The following is a 17,199-nucleotide window of genomic DNA, read 5'->3' on the forward strand; positions in this document are numbered from 1 at the left end:
TAAGCGTTGTCTTATGCGTATAGCGGGTTTGTTTTTTCAGTGTCGATGTCGAATTTCTTAATCGCTTCAACAACCACTGATTTCTCAACATCACCGCGCTTAGCAAGTTCAGTTAGTGCTGCTACCACTACATAGCCTGCATTCACTTCGAAGTGACGACGTAGGTTCTCACGGCTGTCTGAGCGACCAAAGCCATCAGTACCCAGAACCTTGTAAGACTCAGAAGGCATAAATGAACGAACTTGCTCTGCGTAGTTTTTCATGTAGTCCGTTGCTGCAATCGCAGGTTCAGTACCCATCACTTCTGTAATGTAAGGAACTTGCGCCTCTGCTTCTGGGTGAAGCATGTTGTAGCGCTCTGCTGCCTGACCATCACGAGTCAGTTCATTGAACGACGTAACAGAGAACACGTCAGATGCGACGCCATATTCTTCGCTTAGGATAGTCGCTGCTTTACGCACTTCGTTCATGATAGTACCAGAGCCCATTAGCTGAACTTTAGACTTGTCACCTGCGTAAGACTCAAGCTTGTAGATACCCTTACGAATGCCTTCTTCAGCACCTTCTGGCATTGCTGGCATTGCGTAGTTTTCGTTCATTACTGTTAGGTAGTAGAACACGTTCTCTTGGTTCTCACCGTACATGCGACGGATACCGTCTTGCATGATTACCGCAACTTCGTAAGCGAATGTTGGGTCGTAAGAGATACAGTTAGGAACCGTACCTGCCATGATGTGTGAGTGACCGTCTTCGTGCTGCAGACCTTCACCGTTAAGTGTTGTACGACCTGCCGTTGCACCCAATAGGAAACCACGAGCTTGCTGGTCACCAGCCATCCATGCCATATCACCTACACGTTGGAAACCAAACATTGAGTAGTAGATGTAGAAAGGAATCATTGGTAGATCGTTGGTGCTGTACGAAGTCGCCGCAGCAACCCAAGAAGCCATTGAGCCTAACTCGTTGATACCTTCTTGAAGAACCTGACCAGAGGTCGCTTCTTTGTAGTAAGAAACGATGCCTTTATCTTCTGGCGTGTATTCCTGACCGTGTGGGTTGTAGATACCGATCTGACGGAATAGACCTTCCATACCGAACGTACGCGCTTCATCACAGATGATAGGAACAATGTTCTTACCAATGTTCTTGTTCTTAAGCAGAATGTTCAGGGTACGAACGTAAGCCATTGTTGTAGAGATGTCGCGCTTTTGCTCATCCAGCAAAGGCTTGAACTCTTCTAGCTCTGGTACTTTAAATTCTTGAGTAAATTTAGGCAGACGCTGTGGCGTGTAACCTTTCAGTTCTTTACGACGAGCGTGCAGGTATTCGTATTCCGCTGAGCCTTCTTCAAGTTTCAGGTAAGGAAGTTCTTTAACCGCATCGTCAGTTAGGATGTCTTGAAGACCCAGACGGTCACGTAGGTGCAGTACGTGAGTCATGTCCATCTTCTTAACCTGGTGCGCGATGTTCTTACCTTCAGCCGCTTCACCCATACCATAACCTTTAACAGTCTTCGCAAGGATTACTGTAGGACGACCTTTGGTGTCTGCTGCGTTTTTGTATGCCGCGTACAGTTTAGAAGACTCATGACCACCACGCTTAAGCGCGAAGATTTCATCGTCAGTCATGTCAGCAACAAGTGCTGCTGTTTCTGGGTACTTACCAAAGAAGTGCTCACGTACGTATGCGCCATCTTTAGATTTAAATGTTTGATAGTCACCATCCACAGTTTCGTTCATTAACTGTAGAAGCTTGCCAGTTGTATCTTTAGCAAGTAGTGCATCCCAGTTGCTACCCCAGATAACTTTAACAACGTTCCAGCCAGCGCCTTTGAACAGACCTTCTAGCTCTTGAATGATGCTACCGTTACCCATAACAGGACCATCTAGACGCTGTAGGTTACAGTTAACTAGGAAACATAGGTTGTCCAGCTTCTCACGCGCAGCGAAAGAAAGAGAACCACGTGATTCTGGCTCATCCATCTCACCGTCGCCTAGGAACGCGTATACACGTTGTGCAGACGTATCTTTCAGACCACGACCATCAAGGTACTTAAGGAAACGAGCTTGGTAGATCGCTGAGATTGGACCAAGACCCATAGATACGGTTGGGAACTGCCAGAATTCAGGCATCAGTTTAGGGTGCGGGTATGACGGGATACCTTTGCCGTCTACTTCTTGACGGAAGTTGTCTAGCTGCTCTTCAGTCAGACGACCTTCAACAAATGCGCGCGAGTAGATACCTGGAGAAATGTGACCTTGGTAGTATACGAGATCGCCACCGTCTGTTTCATTTGGAGCACGGAAGAAGTGGTTGAAACATACTTCGTAAAATGCTGCAGAAGACTGGAAAGACGCCATGTGACCACCTAGGTCCAGGTCTTTCTTTGAGGCACGCAGAACAATCATGATTGCGTTCCAGCGGATGATAGAGCGAATACGGCGCTCTAGCGTTGTATCACCTGGGTAAGCAGGTTCTTGATCGGCTGGAATAGTGTTGATGTAGTTTGTTGTTATACCTGTTGGCATATCAACGCCATCTAGGCGTGCTTTGTCTAGAACTTGCTCTAGTAGGAACTGGGCACGCTCTACACCTTCTTCACGAACTACTGACTCAAGTGCTTGAAGCCATTCTTGAGTTTCAAGTGCGTCTACGTCATGCTTCATATCAGACATGGCGATCTATCCTTCTGTTGGTTGGATCTACTTTAAACTTGTAACAGCCGGTTATGACGGCTCATTACCTCGTTGAATTCGACGCAAAGAGCGTTCTCTTCGTGACTCCTCACGAGTCAAATCCAACAATGTTTCTTCGATATAAGCTAAGTGTGAATGAGACATTTCACGCGCCTTCTCAGGGTGACCTGAAACAATCGCATCCACAATATTAGCTCTGTGTTTACTGACTCTATCCACCACTTCATCGCGGCGGTGCAATAGCTTTAAATTCTGTAAGACATTCTGCTCAAGCAAAGGAGACAAGCTACGCACAATGTGGAGCAATACCACGTTATGCGCCGCTTCGGTTAAGGCAATCAGAAACGCCATTACCGCAGAGGCTTCTGCTTCTACGTCTTTCTTCTCTTGCGCCTGGCGAATTTGCTCTAAGCAAAGCTGAATTCGCTCGAAGTCTTCATCGGTACCACGTAATGCCGCAAAGTATGCAGAAAGCCCTTCCATCGCATGGCGCGCTTCCAACAAGTCCAGTTGGGTTTCAGAATGGGTGGACAATAAATTCAGTAAAGGATCGGAGAAGCTCTTCCAAAGAGATTCACTCACGAAGGTTCCACCACCTTGACGACGGGTTAACAAACGCTTTGCTTCCAGCCTCTGAATTGCTTCTCGGACAGAAGGACGTGAAACATCAAATTGTTTCGCTAACTCCCTTTCCGGTGGCAATTGCTCGCCCGGAGAAAGTGTTCCTTCCAGTATCAACCGCTCCAACTCCTGCTCAATGACATCGGAGAGTTTCGGCTGACGAATCCTTTGATAAGCCATATTTATTGTTCTTCTACTCTTGCAGTCAATTGGTAATACCAATTTCAAATTGGGCGAAAAAATAACATAATTAAAACGATACTGTCCAGATAAAACTTGACTCACATCATTGAACGCGGCACAAATTAACCTGAATGCAACAAGAGCTTATTAAAACAGCAATAAAATTGGTCTTACCAATTAATATGTCGTTCTGTGTGACATAAATTAGAGTTATGACAATTTGTTTTTAATCGTAGGTTGAGCTTAGTCACAACTTATAGATTTGACATCTGGGAAAGCGACGGTTTCAGTTAACACACTGAAATAGTGCTACTTCGATCCAGAATTGAGAAGTTTGCGAAAATGCCGCCAGTCAAATGTGAGCCCAGGGTCAGATTTGCGAAGTGGCGCAATAAACTGATGACCAGTAATTCGATGGTCAGTCACTTGCGGGTATTTTTTTTGTATCAATTTGGTTAGCTGGATAAGCGACTGGTACTGAGTATCGGTATAGCTATCAAATTCACAGCCTTCCAGCTCGATTCCTATGGAGTAGTCATTGCAACGCTCCCTTCCAGCAAAACTCGACACGCCCGCATGCCAGGCTCTCTGATTAAAGGGAACGAACTGGACAATATTGCCATTTCGACGAATCAAGCAATGGGCGGAAACATTCAAATCCTTTATTACTTTAAAGAAGGGATGGATGGTGCTGTCTAACTTCCCTTCAAAAAACGCTTCTATATAAGTGCCCGTATAGTCTCTGGGAGGCAGGCTAATGTGGTGAAGCACAAGTAACGATATGTCTTCTTCGTTTGAACGTGAATCACAAAAAGGCGAAGGCACCCGTTTTACGTCTGTTAACCAATGTGTTTCATCAATCTGCATTACTTTTACGCCCCATGCCCTTCTTGTTTTGTCAGCAAAGTATAAAGGAGTAAGAGAAATAGCTGAATTCTCACTTCTCAAAGAGTATCATTCACACCAATTAAACTTCACTTAACTCCCAAACTGCGATGAAACACACACACAATAGCGAAGAACGTCTTGAGTATTTGAAGCAGCAACTGCCACTAGAAATCACACGTTCGGTTGAAGACACAATTAAAGAAGACTTAGGTGGCACACTTGATCCTGCCGCTGACATTACTGCTGCTTTGATTCCTGAGGACGCACAGAACACGGCAACAATCATCACCCGAGAACACGGTGTTTTCTGTGGTCAGGCATGGGCAGATGAAGTGTTTAAGCAGTTGGGTGGTGAAGTAAAAATCGACTGGCACGTTAAAGATGGCGACAAAGTGGAACCTAACCAGACACTTTGCACTTTGACTGGTCCTGCGCGCATTCTGTTGACGGGTGAGCGCAATGCGATGAACTTTATTCAAACCCTGTCAGGTTGTGCGACCATTGTTGCTCAATACGCAGAAAAGCTTGAGGGGACAGGCTGTCGCCTCCTCGATACACGAAAAACCATTCCGGGTCTGCGCAGCGCTTTGAAATACGCCGTGACGTGTGGAGGAGGCTTCAATCATCGCATTGGTGTATATGATGCTTACCTAATCAAAGAAAACCACATTCTGGCGTGTGGCGGTATTCAAAAAGCCATTGAAACCGCTAAAAACCTAAACCCCGGAAAACCCGTTGAAGTTGAAACGGAAAATCTTGATGAATTACGCCAGGCCATCGACGCTGGCGCAGACATCATTATGCTGGACAATTTCTCCACTGACATGATGCGTGAAGCGGTCAAAATCAACAATGGCAAAGCCGCATTAGAAAACTCGGGGAACGTAACATTGGATACTATCCGAGAATACGCTGAAACGGGCGTTGATTACATTTCCGTTGGCGCACTGACAAAACACCTCAAAGCGATGGACTTATCCATGCGTTTTCAATAAGTTACACAGTAGACCATTATCACAAATCTGTCATCTTTTATAAAAATAAACTAACGAATGAAAAGAGAGCCTAGCTCTCTTTTTTGTTACCTATCGCAACCTTGCGAGACACATCACTTACCCTGTTTGAAGTAACTCGCACAAGATTCGTAACCTCATGAAACAGCTAAAAAATTCTTAAAGCCTCCTCCAGCAATTCTTTAATTAGTGTTTCATTACCCTTGGCACGCTCATATTCTCGCCTTGTTTTTATACGACCTTTTAAATGGAGTTATTTATGAAAAATAAAAAACAACAGGGCTTTACACTGATAGAGCTAATGATTGTTGTGGCGATCGTTGCAATTCTTTCAGCTTTTGCCGTTCCTGCTTACCAAAACTATACAAAGAAAGCGACATTGGCAGAGTTTCCAAAAGTTGCTGCTGCAATGAAACTCGCTGTTGAACTGTGTGCTCATGAAAATGCTTCAAACGCAACTACCTTTAAGTCCAACTGTACATCTGCCGGTTCTCACGTCCCAGCGAAAATCACTAACTTAAACGACATTTCAATTGAAGCAGTTGGTGCAACAAGCGGAGGTATTAACATTATTGCCAAAGCTGTGGCTGTAAAAGGACCTATCGCTGTCAATGAAGAATACATAATGAATGCATCTTATGCTGCTGCAGGTTTGACTTGGACAGCAAGCTGTAAAGATGGATCTGGTGCAGCACAAACCGACTATTGCCCTGATTAATGCATACCAACTTAGCTAGCATTCTTCGCCAAGCTGATATTATTAGCGAAGAACATGAGCAAGCTATAGTCGATCGTATAGAGAGCTCCGGGGGCAGTGTCCCCGGAGCTATTCTTGCTCTTGGCATTCTTCCTTCTTTTGAGCTGACTCAGCATATTGCTGAGATTTTTGGTTTATCGGTCATCGAAACCAACCAATACGATTACGCTCAGCTCTGTGAGCAGTTAGGACTTCGTGACCTCATCACTCGTTATAACGCTTTACCCGTTGAATCCACTAATAACACGCTTTTTATTGCTCTATCGGACCCTACAGTGGTTGAAGCGGAAGAAGAATTTCGCTTTGCAACTAACCAACAAGTAGAAATATTGCTTTGTGATGAAAGGGAGCTTACTAGCTGTATTCGTCGTATGTACGGCAAAAATCGAGTCGATAGTAGAAATGCGGGGAAAGAGATCACTCAGGATGAACTCGCAGATCTGGTTGAAATTAGTGACGATGAATTTGAAGCCGCTGAAGATTTGAGCCTTGATGATGCACCTGTGAGCCGTTTTATCCATCAGGTTCTTCTGGACGCGGTACGTAAAGGGGCGTCGGACATTCACTTCGAGCCCTACGAAGACACCTATCGTATTCGCATGCGATGCGATGGAATACTGATTCAGGCCAATAGCCCTGCTCCACAGCTTGGAAGGCGTTTGGCTGCCCGACTTAAAATTCTATCTAAACTTGATATTGCAGAACGCCGGCTTCCACAAGATGGTCGAATCAAACTCAGGCTAAGCGAAAAAGCCGCCATCGATCTTCGCGTATCCACACTGCCTACGCTGTGGGGGGAGAAGGTGGTGCTTCGGTTATTGGACAGCAGCAGTGCCAACCTAAACATAGACATGCTTGGTTACAGTGAGCAGCAAAAAGCTCTTTATTTAGAAGCTTTGCGCCGCCCCCAAGGAATGATTCTGATGACGGGACCTACTGGCAGTGGTAAGACCGTATCCTTGTACACTGGGTTAAGTATCCTCAACACCGTTGAAAGAAACATCTCCACAGCCGAAGACCCTGTCGAAATCAACCTTGCCGGAATCAATCAGGTTCAGGTTAGCCCTAAGATTGGGTTTACCTTTGCCGCAGCACTTAAGTCCTTTCTTCGACAAGACCCGGATATTGTAATGCTTGGTGAAATTCGAGATTTCGAAACCGCGGAAATTGCCATCAAGGCAGCGCAAACAGGTCACTTGGTGCTTTCAACATTACATACCAATTCTGCGGCTGAAACCGTTATTCGACTCGGTAATATGGGAGTTGAGCCATACAACTTAGCTTCATCTCTGAGCCTCATCATTGCTCAGAGACTCGCAAGGCGACTGTGCTCGCATTGCAAACAGCCCCATCAGTTACCTTCTGCTGTATTGGAAAAACATTTAATCCCAGAAGACACCACTATTTATCAAGCTTCTGCGGAAGGCTGCGCAGACTGCAATGCAGGTTATAGCGGGCGTATAGGCATCTATGAAGTCATGCCGTTTGATGCCGATATGCAGCAAGCCATTTCTCACAAAGCGAGTATTGTGGAGATAGAAAGCCTTGCCGTTAAAAATGGAATGAAAACATTAAGCCAGTCTGGAATTGAGATCCTCAAACAAGGAATAACCAGTTATCAAGAACTCCAACGCGTTCTGTATCTGTAAGGAGACATTTTGGAACAGTCGTCCTCCCCAAAACTCAAGCTGCACAACTTTAAATGGAAGGGTATTAATAGCTCTGGTAAGAAAGTGTCCGGGCAGTTTTTAGCTTTTACCGAAATTGAAGTAAGAGATAAACTTCGCACTCAACAAATTCAGATAAAAAAGGTCAGGAAATCAGGAATTTCGCTACTGGATAAGCTCAGCCATAAAGTCAAAAAGAAAGACATTATGGTCTTCACTAGGCAGATGGCGACGATGTTGGGCACAGGTGTACCCATTGTGCAATCATTAAAAATGGTATCTGACAATCACAATAAAGCGGAAATGAAATCCATTTTGTCTCAAGTCACCAAAGCGGTAGAGGCTGGCACTCCGATATCCAAGGCATTGAGTACATCTAGTAGCCATTTCGATAACTTTTATACAGACCTTATTGAAACAGGAGAACAGACGGGTAACCTTTCGGAAGTTTTTGACCGTATTGCCACCTATCAGGAAAAAAGTGAACAGCTTAGATCTAAGGTGATCAAAGCTATGATTTACCCTGTGATGGTTATCTTAACGGCTATTGGGGTTTCATTCTTAATGCTTAAGTTCGTAATTCCAGAGTTTGAAAAGATGTTTTCAAGTTTTGGTGCTGAACTACCATGGTTTACGCAGCAAGTCCTAAAACTCTCCCACATTGTCCAAAACGATGCCTGGAAGATGGCATTGGCACTGGTCGTTTTTACCGTTGGCTTTAAACTATTAAGAAAGCGCTCTTTTAAATTCCGATTGAGGAGCTCTCGCTGGGGACTAAAATTTCCAATTGTGGGGGGCGTATTTAGTAAGGCAGCCATCGCCAAATTTAGCCGGACACTGGCCACAAGTTTTAACGCAGGCATTCCTATATTGAATGGTTTAAAAACCAGTGCCAAAACAGCAAGTAACCTGCATTATCAAGTCGCCATTGAACAGGTTTATAAAGACACAGCAGCCGGTATGCCCATATACATAGCCATGCGAAACACCGAAGCTTTCCCGGAAATGGTATTGCAAATGGTGATGATTGGAGAAGAGTCCGGTTCGCTCGATGACATGCTCAATAAAGTCGCCAACGTCTATGAGTTTGAGGTTGATAACACAGTCGACAACCTTGGGAAATTGCTTGAGCCTTTGATTATCATTTTCCTTGGAGTGGTCATTGGTGGACTTGTCGTTTCTATGTACTTACCAGTATTTAACTTAATGAGTGTATTAGGCTAATATTCTGCTTCGCCTTAGGTTTACCCGTTAGAGATCATTTATGGAAGTTTTTCACTACTACCCATGGTTATTCCCTGTGATGGCCGCAATCTTTGGATTGGTCATTGGCAGTTTCTTAAATGTAGTGATCTATCGGTTGCCTAAAATGATGGAAAACGAGTGGAGACAGGAGTGCGCAGAATCGTTTCCTGAGTACAAGATTGAGCCTCCAAAGGAAAAGCTGACACTTAGCGTTCCGCGTTCAAGTTGCCAAAGTTGTAAAACGCCAATTCGTATTCGAGATAACATCCCTGTATTGAGTTGGCTGCTTTTAAAAGGGAAATGCCATGAATGCGACGATAGCATCAAGGTTCGATACCCTTTAATAGAGTTACTCACGGCAGGGCTAAGCTTCGCGGTAGCCTGGCAATTTGGATTCAGTTACTTTTCTGTTGCTCTGCTTTTTTTCACCTTCGTACTAATTGCTGCCACGTTTATTGATCTTGATACGCTACTGTTACCCGATCAACTGACACTGCCCTTAATGTGGGCAGGCATTGCGTTATCTCTTTTTGAAATTAGCCCAATCTCTCTTACCGATGCCATCATTGGTGCCATGGTAGGCTATCTCTGCTTATGGAGTGTCTACCAGTTGTTTAAGCTCGCAACTGGCAAAGAAGGGATGGGATATGGCGACTTTAAGTTGCTGGCTGCGCTCGGAGCATGGTTAGGCTGGCAAAGTCTCCCTATTATCATATTGATGTCCTCTCTGGTTGGCGTAGTCTTTGGCGTCATTCAGCTCCGTCTGCAGAAGAAAGGCATCGAACAAGCCTTTCCTTTTGGTCCTTACCTTGCGATTGCCGGGTGGATTACCCTGATGTTTGGACAAGACATCACTAACTGGTATTTCTCACATTTTCTTGGCATTTAACCACTAATCCCCGCTAGACTAACCTCAATATTGACTCAAAAGGTTTCGAATGACATTTGTAGTAGGCTTGACAGGTGGGATTGCCAGTGGCAAAACAACGGTAGCCAATCTCTTCCAAGAGCACTTTGGTATTGAGATCGTCGATGCTGATGTGATTGCGCGTGAAGTCGTGGAACCGGGCTCTGAAGGGCTGTCAAAAATCGTTGAACACTTTGGCTCAGACATCCTTTCCACCGACGGCTCACTGGATAGAAGTCAGCTCAGATCGCGAATTTTTGAGAATGAAAATGAAAAACTTTGGCTCAATGACTTGCTTCATCCCATGATTCGCCAGAAAATGAAACAGAACCTGGCGCTTGTTCAGTCGCCTTACGCTCTTTTGGTGGTGCCTCTCTTGGTAGAAAATAACCTCCAGTCCATGGCAAATACTGTTTTGGTGGTGGATGTGGAGAGAGACACACAAATTTCGCGTACAATGAACAGAGACGGTGTTGCAAAAGCTCAGGTAGAATCGATTTTGAGCTCTCAAGCATCTCGCGACGAGCGACTAGCTCATGCAGATCATGTGGTTGATAATAACCAAGCGGATTCGGATTTACTGTCTCAAGTGACTCAATTACATCAACAGTTTATGTCTTTAAGCGGGCAGGCTTAATAAATGCAGGAAGGAGCAATAAGGCACTTTTCATGACCACTCACAAATTTGAACATCCATTGAATGAAAAAACTCGAATTTACTTAAGAGTGGAATCGCTATTGCGTCAAATGAGCCACGCTGCCACCAAAGTGGATACCGTTCAGTACCCGCTTTTCTTCCGACCTATTTTTGATTTGCTGGAAATCTTTGAGCAAATTCAAATGAAAGCTGAGCTGGCAAAAGATCTTGAAAAACAGCGCCTTTCCTATAAATCCTGGTTAAATGTTGAAGGCGTTAATCAAGATATGCTTCAGGCTGTTCTTGCCAATATCGACGACGTGCATAAAGACCTGATGACAGCAGAACGTTTTGGGCAGTCGCTAAAAGAAGATAGATTCCTTAGTACTATCCGTCAGCGATTTAATCTTCCTGGTGGTTCTTGTTGCTTCGATTTACCTTCCCTGCACTTTTGGCTTCATCAACCAGACGAAAACCGCCGCAGAGATATTGAAGGATGGTTAGAGACACTGCAACCTCTGACTTCCGCTTTACACCTATGGCTGCAACTCACCCGAGAAACCGGTCATGATAAACCCGTTATTGCTCGCGCGGGTTTTTATCAAAGTGATGCAGAAGAAGCCAATATTTTGCGCCTCAACATTCCTCTCGAATACGGTGTATACCCAATGATTTCGGGTCACAAAAACCGGTTTGCTATTAAGTTTATGAGCTTTGAATCCGGGCAGGCTTACCCTCACGATGTGGAATTTGACCTCTCAATTTGTAGCTAAAGAATCTTCAAAGCGTGCTAAAATCTCGCTTTAACAAAACGACCAAAGAAGCCACCATGAGCAACATCACCATCGTAAAATGTCCGACTTGCCAAGCCGATGTACAATGGGTTGAACAAAGTACTTTTCGACCATTTTGCAGTAAGAAGTGCCAGCTGATTGATTTTGGCGAATGGGCAGAAGAAGAAAAATCGATTCCTGGTGCACCAGATATGTCGGATTCAGACGGTTGGTCGGAAGATAACTATTAGAGTATCATTCATGGAATACGAAAAGAGACGCTTACGCGTCTCTTTTTTCTTTGTACCGCCAAGGACCAGTTAGGCTCCGTAAGTCTCAAGTACTTTTTCTAACACAGGTATATTGGCTTCCGGGAAATCATAGTCTTTCAGTTTTTCCAACCTGACCCACTCGCCTTCCTGACCTTCCTTGCCATAGGGCTCTTCATCAAAACGGGTTACCACGAAAAAATCAAAGGCTAGCGACTTGTCTGGGTAGTCGTGCTTTAAAGCTTCGAAATGCGTAATTTCCGTTACATGAATACCGATTTCTTCATAAAGCTCTCTGACCGTTGCTTCCTGAGCACTTTCGCCCTTTTCGACCTTACCGCCAGGAAACTCCCAAAAGCCACCTTTGTGCGCTTTTGCCGGTCTTTTGGTGATGAATACCTGGTCACGTGATGCATTCAGAATAACCGCAGCTGCGATATGAACACGTTTCATGAATTGTCCTTTTGTTTTCAATACTGGGGAATGCTTACGCAGAGTGTATATCTTAGCCCGCTCTCCCCTCAAGACATAAAAAAACGGGTTCCCAAATGGGAACCCGTTTTTACTATGAGAATGCAATCAGCATTACTTCTTAGCAAGTTTCTCTTTAATACGAGCCGACTTACCAGAACGCTCACGTAGGTAGTACAACTTGGCACGACGTACTGCACCGCGGCGCTTAACTTCAATGCTGTCAACTAGAGGAGAGTGAGTTTGGAACGTACGCTCAACGCCTTCGCCGTTCGAGATCTTACGAACTGTGAATGCAGAGTGTAGACCACGGTTACGAACTGCGATTACAACGCCTTCGAAAGCCTGTAGACGCTCACGGTCACCTTCTTTAACTTTTACCTGAACTACAACAGTGTCACCTGGTGCAAATTTAGGTAGGTCTGATTTCATTTGCTCTTGCTCAAGAGCTTTGATGATGTTGCTCATTTTTTAAATTCCTAGAATAAACTGATACTAAATTCAATAGGTTACTTGCTTCGATATTCTCTGATGAACTCGGCAAGCAATAATTCCTGTTCGTCAGTCAGAGCTAGGTTTTCCAGAAGCTCTGGTCTTCTAATCCAGGTGCGACCCAGCGATTGTTTTAACCGCCAGCGACGAATGTCCTTGTGATTACCGGACTTCAGTACACTTGGTACCTCTTCTCCATCCAACACTTCAGGACGTGTGTAGTGAGGACAATCCAGTAAACCATTCGCAAAGGAATCTTCCTCTGCCGACGCAAAATCCCCCAGTACCCCAGGCACAAACCTGGATACTGAATCGATAAGCGTCATGGCTGGTATCTCACCACCCGTCATCACAAAATCTCCGATTGACCATTCTTCATCAACCTCAGATTGTATGATGCGCTCATCTACCCCTTCGTACCGACCACAAATGAGAAGCAAGTTCTCGTTGGTTGCCAGTTCTTCCACTCCTTTCTGGTCGAGCTTTCGACCTTGGGGAGAAAGGTAAATGACTTTCGTCTTACCCGGTGAGGCTTGTTTGGCAGCTTGTATGGCATCGCGCAAAGGCTGAACCATCATCAGCATACCAGGACCACCACCGTAAGGTCTGTCATCAACAGTGCGATGTTTGTCGTGAGTGAAATCTCTCGGATTCCATGTCTCAATCGACAGTAGACCTTTTTTAACCGCTTGACCTGTTACTCCAAAATCAGTAACAGAACGGAACATTTCAGGAAACAGGCTTATTACGCCAACCCACATGTGTTCTCTCGCTCTGAAATTTTGAAGCTAGAATCCAGGATCCCAGTCAACTTCGATCCGTTGAGCCGAGCGATCAACTTGTTTGATCACTTGCTCTTCAAGGAACGGAATTAAACGTTCCTTTTGGCCAAAAGCATCTTTTAGATTCGCTTTCACTACCAAAACATCGTTCGAGCCAGTTTCTAACAGGTCAACGACCTCACCAAGGTTATACCCTTTGGTAGTGACAACTTGCATACCGAACAATTCACGCCAGTAGAACTCGTCTTCTGACAATTCAGGTAATGACGCGGGGTTGATGGCAATTTCAAAATTGGTTAGCAGGTGGGCTTCCTCGCGGATATCCAAACCTTCTAATTTACACACCATACCTTTGTTATGGCGTTTCCAACTTTCAACTTTACACTCTACCCACTCACCCTTTTGTTTAATAAACCAAGGGCTGTAGTCGAAAATACTTTCAGCATTGTCTGTGTAGGAAAAAACTTTAAGCCAGCCGCGAATGCCGTAAGAAGCACCAAACTTACCTACAACAATTTTGTCGCCTTGCTCACTCATCGTTTCTTTATCCTTCATCGACATAAACTAATTAACTTCTTTAAAAAGAATTAAGCCGCTGCTTTAGCGTCTTTAACTAGCTTAGCTACGCGGTCAGATACTGTTGCGCCTTGGCTTACCCAGTGCTCAACGCGATCTAGATCTAGACGTAGACCTTCTTCTTGACCTTGTGCAGTTGGGTTAAAGAAACCCACTTTCTCGATGAAACGGCCAGTTGCAGCTTTGCGGCTGTCCGCTACTACGATTTGATAGAATGGACGCTTCTTAGCGCCGTGACGTGCCAAACGAATGGTTACCATGTCGTCCTCTTTGCTTTCTCAAAAATAAAATTAACCCCAGCAACTTCTCATCTTACTGAGCAGTTTGGGGTCTCGTGCCAAAATAAAGCTCCGGAATTTTACTCTTATTGCTAGGTATTGCAAGGCTTTTAGCTATTTTTTCACCACTTGTAGGGTCGACATTTTTCTGTGAGGTCGATAACAAGTTGAAAAAATACTTTTCCTAGCAAGGGTTAGCACTCTAAGCCCGTAATTCACTGTAGTTTGCAACCTAAAAACAAAAAGGGAAGCGACTGATTCGCTTCCCCTTGAAGATTGGTTTGTGGGTTATCGACCGAACGGATTAAAACCGCCGCCCATGCCTCCCATTCCACCCATCATGCCTTGCATGTTGCGCATCATGCCTTTCATCCCACCTTTCTGCATTTTCTTCATCATTTTCTGCATCTGAGTGAACTGCTTCAGCAAGCGGTTAACATCCTGTACCTGAGTACCGGAGCCCGCTGCGATACGCTTTTTACGTGAGCCTTTGATGATTTCAGGGCGCTGACGCTCTTTCATGGTCATGGAGTTGATGATGGCTTCCATCTGCTTGAACATTTTGTCGTCAACTTTGTCTTTCACATTATCAGGAAGCTGAGACATGCCCGGAAGCTTGTCCATCATTCCCATCATGCCGCCCATATTCTGCATCTGACCAAGCTGCTCGCGAAAATCTTCCAGATCGAAGCCTTTCTTTTCTTTAAACTTCTTCGCCAGTTTTTCGGCTTTATCCTGGTCGACATTGCGCTGCAAATCTTCGATAAGAGACAGTACATCGCCCATGCCAAGAATTCGCGATGCAACACGATCCGGATGGAAAGGTTCTAACGCATCGGTTTTTTCGCCGACACCCAAGAATTTGATTGGCTTACCCGTGATGTGACGAACCGACAGAGCCGCACCACCACGTGCATCACCGTCTACCTTCGTCAGAATCACACCAGTTAGTGGAAGGGCATCACCAAACGCTTTTGCAGTATTTGCTGCATCCTGACCCGTCATGGCATCAACTACGAACAGAGTCTCCACTGGAGTGATAGCTGAGTGCAGCTCTTGGATCTCTTCCATCATTTCGTGGTCAACCGCCAAACGACCCGCGGTATCGACCAATAGCACGTCGTAGAATTTCTTCTTCGCGTGATCAATGGCTGCATTAGCAATGTCTATTGGCTTCTGATCAGCAGAAGACGGGAAGAAATCAACGCCTACATCACCTGCCAGCGTTTCCAACTGTTTGATCGCCGCAGGGCGGTAAACGTCGGCAGACACAACAAGCACTTTCTTCTTATCGCGTTCACTTAAGAGTTTGGAAAGTTTACCGACACTGGTGGTTTTACCCGCACCTTGCAGACCCGCCATAAGAATTACAGCAGGCGGTTGCGCCGCAAGGTTAAGAGCCTCGTTTGACTCTCCCATGACCGCTTCAAGTTCGTTTTGAACGATCTTGATGAATTCCTGACCTGGAGTCAGAGATTTAGAAACTTCAACGCCAACGGCGCCTTCTTTTACGCGCTTGATAAAATCGCGCACAACCGGAAGCGCTACGTCCGCTTCCAACAATGCCATGCGTACTTCGCGCAGGGTATCTTTGATATTGTCTTCGGTCAGTCGACCTTTGCCGCTGATGTTTTTCAGCGTACTGGATAGTCTATCCGTTAAATTCTCAAACATTACTTACTTCGCTCAATCAATGCGATACTTTGCCGCGAGTATACATTATATGCAGACAAGTGTCTGTCTAACCTTCCCTCATTCTTTGAAGTTACAAATCACTGCTATACCCAAGCCACCTCATGATGCCGAGTTCAGAGCTTTATCTTCTGTTTCAGTTCAAGGAAAGGAACGCAGCGGAATGACAAGTCCTTTCCAAGTTCTTTGACGATGAAATGGAGCAGAAGATAAGCTCCCAAGGGCGAGTTTGCTTGGCTTTCATACTGTGTTATCGATTTTCGATTTAGCACCACTAGATCTTCAAATCGATGTCTTGTCTGAAAACCAAGCAACTCTCGCTGAATCTAGCATCTTGAGGTGGCTTGGGTATATAATCCTCTACCTTGACAGTAAAATTGTGAAAACCATGGAAAACTTGATTGCGGTTACAGCTGTTATTCTCTATTTCTTGGCCATTTCGACTATCGTCCCTGGTCTTGCCAATCAAACTGGCATAAAAACGCGTACCGTTTTCATCAGTGCTTTGGTTGCATTGGTTTTCCACGCATGGCTGCTGAGTGACCTTATTTTCGATGGCTCCGGGCAAAACCTCAGTATTCTGAACGTTGCGTCATTGATCAGTTTTATCATTTCGCTGGTCATGAGTGTTTCCATGTTTAAAACCCGATTGTGGTTTTTACTGCCCGTTGTATATGGGTTTTCTGCCATTAATTTATCTGCAGCGACTTTTCTTCCCAGTGCATACATAACGCATCTTGAAAACGATCCTAAGCTACTGATTCATATCTCACTGGCTTTGTTCTCCTACTCCACACTCACTATTGGTGCGCTGTATGCCCTTCAGCTTGCCTGGTTAGATCACAAACTCAAGGCAAAGAAAGCATTAGCCATAAACCCTAACCTCCCTCCTTTAATGATGGTGGAGCGACAGCTTTTCAAGATCATTTTGATTGGCACGGTGTTACTAACGGCAACTCTGGTGACGGGCTATGTATTTGTGCAAGACATGTTTGCTTCGGGCAAGGCTCATAAAGCCATTTTGTCTTTCGTCGCCTGGATTGTGTATAGCGTGTTGCTGTGGGGGCATTACCAGCAAGGCTGGCGTGGAAAGAAAGTCACCTGGTTTGCGGTCAGTGGAGCGACGTTGCTCACTCTTGCATACTTCGGAAGCCGCTTTGTGCGAGAGATCATTCTTAACTGATTTTAACTTGCTTTTCTTTTTCAACCGCTCTAAAAGTTGGGGAAGATAGCTTCGCTCATAAATTCACCA

Annotated in this window: 18 protein-coding genes; 9 read left to right on the forward strand and 9 right to left on the reverse strand. The window is 45.0% G+C overall.

From position 1 onward, the window contains the following. Positions 1-11: 11 nt before the first annotated feature. From aceE to ampD, 3 genes are all read right to left on the reverse strand, one after another. A complete protein-coding gene (gene aceE / locus QMG91_RS15570; protein ID WP_022549581.1) occupies positions 12-2,675 on the reverse strand; it encodes a pyruvate dehydrogenase (acetyl-transferring), homodimeric type in 2,664 nt (887 codons plus the stop codon). Between the two features lie 51 nt (positions 2,676-2,726). Beyond that, complete coding sequence (gene pdhR, locus QMG91_RS15575) at positions 2,727-3,497, reverse strand: pyruvate dehydrogenase complex transcriptional repressor PdhR (RefSeq protein ID WP_004397664.1); 771 nt, start codon at positions 3,495-3,497, stop codon at positions 2,727-2,729. A gap of 312 nt (positions 3,498-3,809) precedes the next feature. After that, positions 3,810-4,367, reverse strand: coding sequence for a 1,6-anhydro-N-acetylmuramyl-L-alanine amidase AmpD (gene ampD / locus QMG91_RS15580; protein ID WP_022589433.1), 558 nt, complete (start codon positions 4,365-4,367; stop codon positions 3,810-3,812). 128 nt (positions 4,368-4,495) lie between these two features. Here ampD and nadC point away from each other — a divergent pair, with 128 nt between their 5' ends. The 8 genes from nadC to yacG all read left to right on the forward strand — a co-directional run bounded on the left by nadC (position 4,496) and on the right by yacG (position 11,638). Next, positions 4,496-5,383 carry a carboxylating nicotinate-nucleotide diphosphorylase gene (gene nadC, locus QMG91_RS15585; RefSeq protein ID WP_281827586.1) on the forward strand — a complete coding sequence of 296 codons (888 nt, stop codon included), beginning with the start codon at positions 4,496-4,498 and terminating at the stop codon, positions 5,381-5,383. A gap of 277 nt (positions 5,384-5,660) precedes the next feature. Then, positions 5,661-6,119: a pilin gene (locus QMG91_RS15590; RefSeq protein WP_022601072.1), complete on the forward strand. Its 459-nt coding sequence runs from the start codon at positions 5,661-5,663 to the stop codon at positions 6,117-6,119. Beyond that, positions 6,119-7,807 carry a type IV-A pilus assembly ATPase PilB gene (gene pilB, locus QMG91_RS15595; RefSeq protein WP_022549577.1) on the forward strand — a complete coding sequence of 563 codons (1,689 nt, stop codon included), beginning with the start codon at positions 6,119-6,121 and terminating at the stop codon, positions 7,805-7,807. Before QMG91_RS15590 ends, pilB begins: the two co-directional genes overlap by 1 nt. A gap of 9 nt (positions 7,808-7,816) precedes the next feature. After that, the gene (locus QMG91_RS15600; protein ID WP_281827588.1) at positions 7,817-9,049 is read left to right on the forward strand and encodes a type II secretion system F family protein; all 1,233 of its coding nucleotides are present in this window, start codon (positions 7,817-7,819) and stop codon (positions 9,047-9,049) included. A gap of 40 nt (positions 9,050-9,089) precedes the next feature. Next, on the forward strand, positions 9,090-9,959 hold the full coding sequence (locus QMG91_RS15605) for a prepilin peptidase (RefSeq protein ID WP_281827589.1): 870 nt from the start codon (positions 9,090-9,092) through the stop codon (positions 9,957-9,959). Between the two features lie 49 nt (positions 9,960-10,008). After that, positions 10,009-10,614 carry a dephospho-CoA kinase gene (coaE, locus tag QMG91_RS15610; RefSeq protein ID WP_281827590.1) on the forward strand — a complete coding sequence of 202 codons (606 nt, stop codon included), beginning with the start codon at positions 10,009-10,011 and terminating at the stop codon, positions 10,612-10,614. Between the two features lie 32 nt (positions 10,615-10,646). Continuing rightward, complete coding sequence (gene zapD, locus QMG91_RS15615) at positions 10,647-11,387, forward strand: cell division protein ZapD (protein WP_022599627.1); 741 nt, start codon at positions 10,647-10,649, stop codon at positions 11,385-11,387. Positions 11,388-11,443: 56 nt separating this feature from the next. Then, positions 11,444-11,638, forward strand: a complete 195-nt coding sequence (yacG, locus tag QMG91_RS15620) for a DNA gyrase inhibitor YacG (RefSeq protein WP_004408892.1) — start codon at positions 11,444-11,446, stop codon at positions 11,636-11,638. Positions 11,639-11,707: 69 nt separating this feature from the next. On the opposite strand, the gene mutT is transcribed toward yacG, so the two are convergent. From mutT to ffh, 6 genes are all read right to left on the reverse strand, one after another. Further along, positions 11,708-12,109 (reverse strand): 8-oxo-dGTP diphosphatase MutT, encoded by a 402-nt coding sequence (gene mutT, locus QMG91_RS15625; RefSeq protein ID WP_281827592.1) that lies wholly within the window; start codon positions 12,107-12,109, stop codon positions 11,708-11,710. A 132-nt stretch (positions 12,110-12,241) separates the two neighbouring features. After that, positions 12,242-12,595, reverse strand: coding sequence for a 50S ribosomal protein L19 (gene rplS, locus QMG91_RS15630; protein ID WP_004408890.1), 354 nt, complete (start codon positions 12,593-12,595; stop codon positions 12,242-12,244). A 41-nt stretch (positions 12,596-12,636) separates the two neighbouring features. Continuing rightward, complete coding sequence (gene trmD, locus QMG91_RS15635; RefSeq protein WP_022603920.1) at positions 12,637-13,380, reverse strand: tRNA (guanosine(37)-N1)-methyltransferase TrmD; 744 nt, start codon at positions 13,378-13,380, stop codon at positions 12,637-12,639. A gap of 27 nt (positions 13,381-13,407) precedes the next feature. After that, on the reverse strand, positions 13,408-13,962 hold the full coding sequence (gene rimM / locus QMG91_RS15640; protein WP_022599632.1) for a ribosome maturation factor RimM: 555 nt from the start codon (positions 13,960-13,962) through the stop codon (positions 13,408-13,410). A gap of 26 nt (positions 13,963-13,988) precedes the next feature. Further along, positions 13,989-14,237 (reverse strand): 30S ribosomal protein S16, encoded by a 249-nt coding sequence (gene rpsP, locus QMG91_RS15645; protein WP_004408887.1) that lies wholly within the window; start codon positions 14,235-14,237, stop codon positions 13,989-13,991. Between the two features lie 306 nt (positions 14,238-14,543). Beyond that, positions 14,544-15,929 (reverse strand): signal recognition particle protein, encoded by a 1,386-nt coding sequence (gene ffh, locus QMG91_RS15650; RefSeq protein ID WP_004408886.1) that lies wholly within the window; start codon positions 15,927-15,929, stop codon positions 14,544-14,546. Between the two features lie 406 nt (positions 15,930-16,335). Here ffh and QMG91_RS15655 point away from each other — a divergent pair, with 406 nt between their 5' ends. Then, positions 16,336-17,130: a cytochrome C assembly family protein gene (locus QMG91_RS15655; protein WP_004408885.1), complete on the forward strand. Its 795-nt coding sequence runs from the start codon at positions 16,336-16,338 to the stop codon at positions 17,128-17,130. Positions 17,131-17,199: the final 69 nt, after the last annotated feature.

It is taken from the genome of Vibrio nigripulchritudo (assembly GCF_027924785.1).
Classification (GTDB): domain Bacteria; phylum Pseudomonadota; class Gammaproteobacteria; order Enterobacterales; family Vibrionaceae; genus Vibrio; species Vibrio nigripulchritudo.

Coding starts and splice junctions, on each gene's coding strand:
- mutT (WP_281827592.1), bottom strand. CDS start 12,109: ATGAAACGTGTTCATATCGCAGCTGCGGTTATTCTGAATGCATCACGT.
- rplS (WP_004408890.1), bottom strand. CDS start 12,595: ATGAGCAACATCATCAAAGCTCTTGAGCAAGAGCAAATGAAATCAGAC.
- trmD (WP_022603920.1), bottom strand. CDS start 13,380: ATGTGGGTTGGCGTAATAAGCCTGTTTCCTGAAATGTTCCGTTCTGTT.
- pilB (WP_022549577.1), top strand. CDS start 6,119: ATGCATACCAACTTAGCTAGCATTCTTCGCCAAGCTGATATTATTAGC.
- zapD (WP_022599627.1), top strand. CDS start 10,647: ATGACCACTCACAAATTTGAACATCCATTGAATGAAAAAACTCGAATT.
- pdhR (WP_004397664.1), bottom strand. CDS start 3,497: ATGGCTTATCAAAGGATTCGTCAGCCGAAACTCTCCGATGTCATTGAG.
- nadC (WP_281827586.1), top strand. CDS start 4,496: ATGAAACACACACACAATAGCGAAGAACGTCTTGAGTATTTGAAGCAG.
- QMG91_RS15605 (WP_281827589.1), top strand. CDS start 9,090: ATGGAAGTTTTTCACTACTACCCATGGTTATTCCCTGTGATGGCCGCA.
- QMG91_RS15655 (WP_004408885.1), top strand. CDS start 16,336: ATGGAAAACTTGATTGCGGTTACAGCTGTTATTCTCTATTTCTTGGCC.
- ffh (WP_004408886.1), bottom strand. CDS start 15,929: ATGTTTGAGAATTTAACGGATAGACTATCCAGTACGCTGAAAAACATC.
- rimM (WP_022599632.1), bottom strand. CDS start 13,962: ATGTCGATGAAGGATAAAGAAACGATGAGTGAGCAAGGCGACAAAATT.
- rpsP (WP_004408887.1), bottom strand. CDS start 14,237: ATGGTAACCATTCGTTTGGCACGTCACGGCGCTAAGAAGCGTCCATTC.
- ampD (WP_022589433.1), bottom strand. CDS start 4,367: ATGCAGATTGATGAAACACATTGGTTAACAGACGTAAAACGGGTGCCT.
- yacG (WP_004408892.1), top strand. CDS start 11,444: ATGAGCAACATCACCATCGTAAAATGTCCGACTTGCCAAGCCGATGTA.
- aceE (WP_022549581.1), bottom strand. CDS start 2,675: ATGTCTGATATGAAGCATGACGTAGACGCACTTGAAACTCAAGAATGG.
- QMG91_RS15590 (WP_022601072.1), top strand. CDS start 5,661: ATGAAAAATAAAAAACAACAGGGCTTTACACTGATAGAGCTAATGATT.
- coaE (WP_281827590.1), top strand. CDS start 10,009: ATGACATTTGTAGTAGGCTTGACAGGTGGGATTGCCAGTGGCAAAACA.